The sequence below is a fragment of the Streptomyces sp. NPDC000345 genome (genome assembly GCF_042898825.1).
In the GTDB taxonomy this organism is placed as follows: Bacteria; Actinomycetota; Actinomycetes; order Streptomycetales; family Streptomycetaceae; genus Streptomyces.
In genome coordinates this window covers 166,585-174,622 of the sequence record NZ_JBIAZE010000019.1, presented here as the reverse complement: position 1 = coordinate 174,622, position 8,038 = coordinate 166,585, and the positions used below count along the sequence as shown (strand labels likewise).

The 8,038-nt window shown below is 67.9% G+C and carries 7 protein-coding genes; 2 read left to right on the top strand and 5 right to left on the bottom strand.

All coding sequences use genetic code 11. The annotated features are described in order from the left end of the window. Nucleotides 1-556: 556 nt before the first annotated feature. Together ACFY30_RS34515 and ACFY30_RS34510 are read left to right on the top strand one after the other, a co-directional pair. Entirely contained in the window at nucleotides 557-1,147 is a 591-nt protein-coding gene (locus ACFY30_RS34515; RefSeq protein WP_390849086.1) for a replication/maintenance protein RepL, read from the top strand. Nucleotides 1,148-1,166: 19 nt separating this feature from the next. Next, entirely contained in the window at nucleotides 1,167-1,562 is a 396-nt protein-coding gene (locus tag ACFY30_RS34510) for a hypothetical protein (RefSeq protein ID WP_390849085.1), read from the top strand. Nucleotides 1,563-1,760: 198 nt separating this feature from the next. On the opposite strand, the gene ACFY30_RS34505 is transcribed toward ACFY30_RS34510, so the two are convergent. The 5 genes from ACFY30_RS34505 to ACFY30_RS34485 all read right to left on the bottom strand — a co-directional run bounded on the left by ACFY30_RS34505 (nucleotide 1,761) and on the right by ACFY30_RS34485 (nucleotide 7,565). Continuing rightward, nucleotides 1,761-3,125: a hypothetical protein gene (locus tag ACFY30_RS34505; RefSeq protein ID WP_390849084.1), complete on the bottom strand. Its 1,365-nt coding sequence runs from the start codon at nucleotides 3,123-3,125 to the stop codon at nucleotides 1,761-1,763. Beyond that, nucleotides 3,080-3,811 carry a hypothetical protein gene (locus ACFY30_RS34500; RefSeq protein WP_390849083.1) on the bottom strand — a complete coding sequence of 244 codons (732 nt, stop codon included), beginning with the start codon at nucleotides 3,809-3,811 and terminating at the stop codon, nucleotides 3,080-3,082. Before ACFY30_RS34500 ends, ACFY30_RS34505 begins: the two co-directional genes overlap by 46 nt. A 48-nt stretch (nucleotides 3,812-3,859) precedes the next feature. Further along, nucleotides 3,860-5,947, bottom strand: a complete 2,088-nt coding sequence (locus ACFY30_RS34495; RefSeq protein WP_390849082.1) for a hypothetical protein — start codon at nucleotides 5,945-5,947, stop codon at nucleotides 3,860-3,862. Next, nucleotides 5,944-6,618 (bottom strand): hypothetical protein, encoded by a 675-nt coding sequence (locus ACFY30_RS34490; protein WP_366017386.1) that lies wholly within the window; start codon nucleotides 6,616-6,618, stop codon nucleotides 5,944-5,946. The genes ACFY30_RS34495 and ACFY30_RS34490 overlap by 4 nt, the downstream gene beginning before the upstream one ends. Nucleotides 6,619-6,722: 104 nt before the next feature. After that, a complete protein-coding gene (locus tag ACFY30_RS34485) occupies nucleotides 6,723-7,565 on the bottom strand; it encodes a hypothetical protein (RefSeq protein ID WP_390849081.1) in 843 nt (280 codons plus the stop codon). Between the last annotated feature and the right edge of the window lie 473 nt (nucleotides 7,566-8,038).

Below are 8,038 nucleotides of genomic sequence, written 5' to 3'. Positions count from 1 at the left end.
GCCCCCCGCACTGGCCGGCGGCTGTTCACGGCAGGTAACTCTCCTTCAAACAGGCGTAGTTGGGAAAGTACAGGGGGCAGGGGGGAAGGAGTTGTGGCGGAGGCTCGTCTTTAGTTAAGAGGCGCTCGGGAAAAGTGGCCTCTGACCTGCGGTTTTGTGAAACCTAATGTCGGCGGCCACCGACATTAGGTGTGCTCGGATGTCGGTCCGTACCCGCACTCAGCTTAGAAACATGCGCCTATGCACAACTCTCTGATGAGACATGCGAATAGACGCAAGTATTGCCCTCCAGGTTCAGCAGTCCGCAGCGCCCATCTCAAGAAGACTTCCCTCGCCGGATCACTACCCGGCGAGTTACATACGGACGCTGCGTCGGCAGCTGGCCGCGCGTGCGGACGTCCCATCGCACGGGGCGGGTAGGCCAGGCTCTGCGCCGATGTCGGCGACCGCCGACACAAACTTGCGACGAGCAGCAACTCTCCCGCGTGTAAACATGCGGATGGTCGCAACTTTTGCCGTACAGTGCGCAGCACCTGTACGCGAAAGGATCATCTACATGGACGCAGCGGCAGAGGGTCTGCGCGCATGGCGCGCGAGTCCTCGACCCCAACCGCCCAAGCCTGTAAGGCCCGTTGAGCAGGACGGGGGTACCGATCTCGCTCGTCGAATCGCGGAGCAGTTCGGCAAGGGCCCGGTCCACGAGGTCAAGACGGTCGTCTACCGGCGTCCTCCTCACGACATGCTTGGCGAGGCCGGCTACTCGCTCGTGTCGAACTATTTCCTGCGTCGTGTCCTGCCGTACTGCCTGATGCACAACATCATCAGCAAGCTGCAGGCCGCCGTGCTGTCGAACATGATCGGCAGGCAGAAGAAGGGCAAGATCGAGTGCACACATGCTGAGATCGCAGCCGAGCTCGGCGTGAAGCGGACCAGCATCGGCCACGCCCTCGACGCGCTCTGCGAGAAGAACCTCATCCGCAAGGTCAAGAGGTCCTCCTACCAGCTCAACCCTCGCGTCGCGTATAACGGAAACGGCCAGGAGCAGCACGACTTCCTCGCCGAGCTGCGAGCACTCGTCCTCGACTCCAAGTTCCCCGACGAACTCGCACCCGAGCTCACGTTGTTCTCCCGAACCGAGCTCGGCTGACCGAAGGGATCCCCTCGCCATGATGACCACCACGGACTTGCTGGGCATGCTGCACCAGCTGCAGCTCACCCCCACGGCGATCGACGTCCTCTCGGTGATGGTCGCGCACCAGGACCCCGGGGGCTCCGTCGCCATGAAGCAATCCGAGATCGACGAGATCCTCGGCGTCGGCCAGGCCTCCATGAGCCGCGCCATGGGACTGCTGGTCGACCGCGGCATCGTGCTGCGCTCCGGAGGCGGCCGCGGCCACCGCTACGCCCTCAACCCCGCCGTGGCCGGCTACGAGTCGCAGCACGAGCTGGAGAAAGAGATGACCCAGCAGCTCGCCGTCGGCGGCCCTCCACCGATCAAGGTCCCTGGCTACGCCAAGCGCCCGCCCAAGCCCGGCAAGGGCGGCCTCCACGCGGTCGCCTGATCGCTCTCAGACGCAGTGATGCCCCGGCCGTACCGCCGGGGCATCGCCGCACCTGTACGCGAAACTGCGCCTCTCCAGTATGCCCGCCGGCCGCAGTGCCCCGCTTCCCGAGACGAGGCAGCAGCGTGAGATGGGCCTCTGAGGTCGTCGGCGGCTCCACCCCGGCGGGAGGGTTGCCCCAGGCCGGCGCAGTCGCCGCTACGAGGCGGGGGCAGGGCGCAGCAGGTTGGGGTTTTCGCGTCCTCCTGGAATGCGGATGATGACGACGAGGCACGGTTCGGATTCGCCGGGACGCTGGACGGGTTCGATCCAGATACTGGAGAAGAGGTTGACGGCGCCTTCGACGTCGACGGTTTTGTCGAGAGCAAGCAGGATGGCGAAGCCCGCGTTGGTGTTTTGGTATTCGGCCGCTTGGGCGACGTATTGACGTAGTGCGGTTTCGCTGGCGTCGTCTTCTTCGATCTTGCATTCGACGTTGAATTGCACGGCGCCGAAGGAGACGAGGATATCGGTTCTTCCGCCTGCCTTGTCGATGACTTCTGAGTTAACGACGCTGAAGAGCGCTGAGAACTGCAGCACTTCCCGGTAGTGCTGATGGAATAGGGCTTCATCTACTTTCTGCTTCTTGCCGTCTTTGTCCCGTTTGCGGAGGTGCTCGGTGTACGAGCCGCCCATCTTTCGGCCGACGTCATAGCAGAGGTAGGCGTAGCGGATTGTGGTTTCCAGGAGAGCGGTGAACTCGTCGGCGATGCCGGTAATCCAGTCGCTGGAGCTTTCCAGCTGCCTGAGAAGTCGCGCTTTGAGGCGGCCGTACTTGGGGTCGGCGATGGGCGCGAGGACGTCTTCGTGGGTGCGCAGGCCGAGCTCCAGGCGGTCGAGGACGTGCTCCGGCGTCTGGTCAACGAACGCAGCGAAGTCGTCCTTGAGTTGGTGTGCCAGCCGCTGCCAGCGGCGCGCTTTTCCCTGATCACTCGCCTGCTGACCGAGGGAGGTCTTGCTGGTCTTGGTGCGCTGGAGGAGAGCGGCGTGGAGTTGCTGGGCCGCGGGATCGTCGCGGAGTTCCTCGTCATGGGCCAGGGCGTGCTCGAGGAAGCGCTGCCGGTGCTCGTGCTGGAGGAAGGCGTCTTCGACGACAGGCGCCACCAGGGTCTCCACGGCTGCGGCCGCGGGGGTGTCCTTGAGTACGGCGACCGTGTTGTGCGCGGTGTACGCGCGAAGCAGTGCCGTGAGGATGCCGTGGCCGCCCTCGTACCAGGGGTCATCGTGGGCGAGGTGTGCGGCGGCGCCATCCAGCACGACGGTGAGTTCCGACCAGGCGATCACATCGTTCTGGCGCGGTCGTGCCCAGGCCGGTGTGCGGGTGCGATAGCGATAGTCCCGGTAGCGGTGGAGGGCGTCGCGCAGAGTGGAAGCGGCCGTGTGGACGCGTGTGGGGGCGTCGGGAGCGGACAGGCCGAGGACGGCCTCGATGGCGGCGTGGTAGAGCTGGGCGTCGAGACGGTCGGGATCGAGAGTGATCAGTTCGGCCAGCCGGTCCTGGGTTTTGCTGAGTTGCTCGGCCATGGGCGCGTACTGGTCTTGTTCCAGAGCCTGGCGCAGGTCGCCGAGGGCGAGTTCGAATGCCGCGTCTCGGCGGTGTGGTCGAGCATCAGGCAGCGTTCGAGGGCGTCGCGGAGGCCGGCGCTGGGATGGTGGGCGTCGAGGACGCCGAGGAGGCGGGGCAGGCGGGTGGCCATCGCCTCGGGAAGTGCGGCGGGGTCCTCGGTTGCTTCGTCCATGGCGCCGAGGAGACGCGCAGCGCTTTTGATGACGCCGGCAAGGGTGAGTTGGACGAGACAGTCTGCGGCTTCCACCCCGATGAGGGCCGCGGCGAGGTCGTCGTCAGCATCTTGGGCTTGTTGGAGGCGGGCGAGCAGCGTTCGATTCAGTGGAGTGCCGAGTTCACGTGCCAGGGCGGGGCGGCCGGCGAGGGCGGCGGTGGCGCTGGCGAAGGCAGCGTGGTTGGTGTTGGTCCGAAGGCCGCCCAGGACGGCGTCGTACAGCGGCTTGCACGCTTCGGTACCGAAGGCGTCGAGGTGGTGTGCGGTCGCCTGGATGAGGTGGTGGAGGAAGGGGCCCTGCGCGAGGTGGTCTGCGGCGGCGAGGACCACGTCGAGGCCTCCGAGGTCGTCCACCGTCGGGCCGGCGCGCAGTTGGGGACGGGAGGCGCGTGCGGCCCACTGAGCCAGGCGTTCGTCGATGACGTGCACGATGCCTTCCGCCTCCCTCGCCTTGCTGGATACCCCTGGTGGCCTGGCCTAGAAAAGCTGACGCTTGTCAGGACCGGTCACGGTACGGTCCTCGGGGAAGAACTCCCAAACGGCGTCGTCGATCGAGGTGATCAAGATCTGGATGCCGTGGTCGTTGGCCGCGGTGTCGTAGAGCGTCTTGATGCACTGGCGCGCGTTGTCGTGGGAGAGCTCTTCGGCTGTGGGCGCGTCGATGAGCAGCAGGCCGGGGTGGGACATGATCCCCCGTTTGCGGCCGACTTTGATCATGCCGACGATGGCCGCGATGCGCATGCGCAGGCGGTCGGTGGGGCTGAACGACTTGAAGGGGTGCTTGGCACCGGTCTTGCGGGCGTTGAGGTGCCCCGCCAGGTTGAGGTCGACGCTGGTCAGGTTGGCCACACCGAGGTCGTGGGCAATGCTGACGATCTCGCGGTTCAGGTCGGCGAACAGGGCGTTACTGTGGTCGGCGACCACCTTCGACAACACCCCGGCGGCCGCCTCCAAGATGGCGTCGCCGTCGTCGGAGTCATCCTCGGTGTCCGACGGGCTTGTCGTTGCGGTGACGTAGTCACCGACCACCTCCGGCAGTCCCATCCCGTTGCCGGTGGCGACAGCCAGAGCACCGCGCAGCTGGTAGACGTCCTGCCGGGCGGATTCGAGGCGGGTGTACCAGCTGCCGGAGCGTGCCGCGGTAAGCCGGGCGTTCGTCAGGTCGTACGCGGTACGGCTGTTGTCGCAGGCGGTGGTGGTCGTTTGGACAGCCTGCCGGGCTACGTCTTCAGCTGTGCGGGAGGCGTTCACCCGGTCCTCCAGCCGGCTGAGCAGTGCAGCCCGCGCGTCCGGGTCGTCCTGTACCTCCGGCAGAGGGCTTGCGCAGATCGAGCACCGGTGGTCGGTCTCTTCCGCGGTGCGCCGGGCATCGTCGATCTCGTGGTCGCAGCGCGGGCAGGACTCCGGCTCGAGGGCTCCCAGAAGGAGTCGGGCGGCGTTGCTTTGCTGGGCTCGGCGGACGGCTCTCTCGTCCTTCAGGCGGGCCTTGTGCGCGAGGGCGTGGCTTTCTTCCGCCTCCTGGAGAGCTGCCTGGTCGTGGGCGAGCTGACGTGCGGCGGCGTCGACGTCGGCGAGCAGGCCCGTCAGGTCGGGCTGGTTCACTTCCAGGGTCGCCACCTTCTCCTCGGCGGCTCTGAGCGCCTGGCGCAGTGGCTCGGTCTGCTGCTCGCGGGCCTGGGCATCTTCGCGCGCCCGGCGCTGAACGCGGTTGCTCTCCTGGGTGTCCTTCTTGCGGGCTGTGTTGATCTGGGTGAGCTCGGATGCGTAGGGGACGTCGAGGAAGAGCTGCATCAGCTTCACGGGGAGCTGGTTGTAGGACGTTGGGCCCAGCAGGACGCTGGAGTTTCCCGAGTTCAGCGCGATGGCGTAGAAGTAGCTGGCCCAGCCGTGCACCTGTTCCGCGCTGTCGCGGTTGCCGTCGGCGTCCTTCGGAGCGCCGGCCTCGGCCGCCCACAGGGGCAGCGGTCGCAGCCCCAGGCGGTCGAGCATGAAACGGTCGATGAGCTCCTTGACGCCGTCGGGTTCCGCGGTGGCCGCCACGCGTACGCCGGGGCCGGTCTCCTGGGAGCCATCAAGGGCTGCGAGGTGCTCGAGGGTGTCGGCGCTCAGGAGCCGGCAGCTGGGGCGGTCGGGCTTGTCGAAGGTCAGCCGGATGGAGGCGGCGACGCCGGCGACCTCGATGTCCGCGCGGACGTAGGAGAACCAGCTCACCGTTTCCGGTCGTTTGAAGGCGTCGAAGCCGTCCCCGCGCAGGGCGTAGCTCAGCGCCCACAGAAGGCTCGACTTGCCGACGTTGTTCAGGGTGCTGGCGATCGCCCACGGGCCCGGCCCCAGTGGCATGTCGAAGGTGAAGGCGCCGTCGTTGTCGTCCGTGCCGGTCTTGGTGCCCTCGCAGTACAGGCGGTGCACGACCAGTTGCCGTCGCGCGGGCAGCGGGCTGGTCAGCTGGATGCCGTGAGCCGACAGCGCGTCGCGCACCCTCTCCACATCAGCGGACGGCACGCGGGCGGCGATCTGCTCGTACAGCTCAGCATCGGACGGGACCGGCAAAGGCTCTGTGGTCACGCGGCGTCCCCCTGCTCTGCTTCGGCGCGCAGCCGGGCCAGGCGCGCGCGGGCCCGGTCGGCGATCGACGGGATGACCTCGTTCAGCGGGGTCTGGGCGTAGTCACGCTGCAGGTACTGGCGTTTGCGCAGCGCCAGGGCGGAGTGCCCGGTGGCCTCGGCCAGCGCCCGGACGAGGCGGGCGCGTTCGGTGTACCAGGCCAGGACCGGGAACTGTTCCGTAGCCCGCTCGGCGAGCTCGCGGCCTTTGGCCGTGAGGTAGTAATTGTCCTGCAGCACCCGCTTGACCGTGCGCCGCGGCACGACCACCACCAGCCGCGGGACGGCCAGGATGCTCATCGCCAGGTCGATGTACTCGAACGCCCCGAACAGGTAGCGCAGCATCGGGATGGCGCAGATCTCCGGCTCGTCCGAATCCAGGATGTCGCCGGCCAGCTCCAGGTTGATGGGCTCATGTTCGCGCTCGTAGTCGTTGAGAAGCTCATCGGCCAGGTAATCCGGGTTGCGCAGCCAGAAGTCCAGTTTCTGCAGCCGGCCCTCGGCGCGCAGGACAGCCACCGCACCCTTCGGCGCGGCCTGCTGCTCGGCTTCGTTCAACGGATCGCACACCGCCGCGATGAGCAGCAGAAGCCGAATCGCATCGGAGAAGCTGTCCCCCTCGTCATCATCCACTCACACACCGTAATGACTCGTGATGTGGTTGATCAATGCCTCTGCAAGGGCCGCTCCGGACCGGCGAGACGGTTCCTCGGCGACAACAACCCAGTCGGCCGAGGTCAGTTACGGCGGCGGCGGACGTTGCGCAGCCACCGGCCCAGGGCCGAACGCCGGCCGTCCTCTCCTGGTCCCGGCGGCGGGAACGGCGGAAGCGGGGGCGTCGAGGGCAGCGGAGGCCGTGACGGGCGCGGGGGCTCCGCAGGCGGCCCGGATTCTTCTGTCGGGCCAGCGGGTGGTTCAGGGCCCGACGGCACCGGTTCCTGGCGCTCCTGTGGCGGGGGCGGCGTTAGGGCGGCGGGAGGCGGTGTTGCGGGAGGTTCCGGCTGCGGCACGTCCCGTGTCGGTGACGGGGCCGGGCTGGTGGCCGCGCGGCCGGGTGCCGGCTTCGGCTGGCGTGGGCGGACGACGGGCTTGGGGAGGTCCACGGTGGTGCCGTCGGTGTCCCAACGGGTCACCTGCCAGGGCTGTTTCACCCACAGCTGCAGTTCGATCCAGCCCTGGCTTTGCGCGCGTGCCAGGTCGTCGGGGAAGAGCTTCCAGTAGCCGTAGGCGAGTACCTGCCCCGACCGTGTGGTGGCCCCGATCCAGTCGGGGCGGTCGCAGCGCACCGCGACCCGCAGCCGTACGGGCCTGTCCTCGATGTGGACGGGGTTGCGGGCCACGTACATGACCACGTACGAGTCGCGGTCGCGGCCGACGGCATCGGCGGTGCTGACGGGCCCCCACACCGCGCGCGGGATCGTATCGGCGGTGCCGTCGACGAGTGCCTGAGCCAGTTGGTCGGCGTCGGCGCGGCCGCGGCAGAACTGCGTCCATGGGATGTTGCGTGTCCCGTCAGGGGCGACCGCGGCGAACTCCTCGGCCACCTCTGGGTCCTGGTCGAAGTCCTGGAGGATCTGCACGATGCGGCGTGCCGAGGCGATCGCCTGTCCTGCCTGTTTGCTGGTCGCCCGGGGCCCGCCCCGCCCGTACTGCCGGGGCGGACCGTCCCGGCCGGTGGCCGTTTAGTGTGGCCGCCGGTCCCGAGATGGTCCAGTGGCGGGCAGATCAGCCGCCACTGACCGGCGCGCCGCACCACCGTGCCCGCCGAGCCGCCGGTGAGCTGCTTGCCACGCTGGTCGAGGTCGTACGTGCAGGTCGGCGTGTGCGGGTCGAGCCTGAAGTAGTGGGAGGTCCGGCCGTCTGGATCGTCGGCGTTGCCATGCCGGGCGCTCACCCTGGTGCCGCACCCGCCGCACTTGAGGGGCATCACGTAGCGCGGGTGCGGCTGGCGGTCGATCTCCGACCGGTCGTACTCGTTGCCCAGCGCGTCCTTGACCCACGGGATGCGCACCCCGCGCTGCTTCTTCGCCACACGCCTCTCCCCGTCAGCGAC

Bases quoted from the DNA above. Each gene is read 5' to 3' on its own strand.
- ACFY30_RS34515 (WP_390849086.1), top strand. From the start codon at position 557: ATGGACGCAGCGGCAGAGGGTCTGCGCGCATGGCGCGCGAGTCCTCGA.
- ACFY30_RS34510 (WP_390849085.1), top strand. From the start codon at position 1,167: ATGATGACCACCACGGACTTGCTGGGCATGCTGCACCAGCTGCAGCTC.
- ACFY30_RS34505 (WP_390849084.1), bottom strand. From the start codon at position 3,125: ATGGCCGAGCAACTCAGCAAAACCCAGGACCGGCTGGCCGAACTGATC.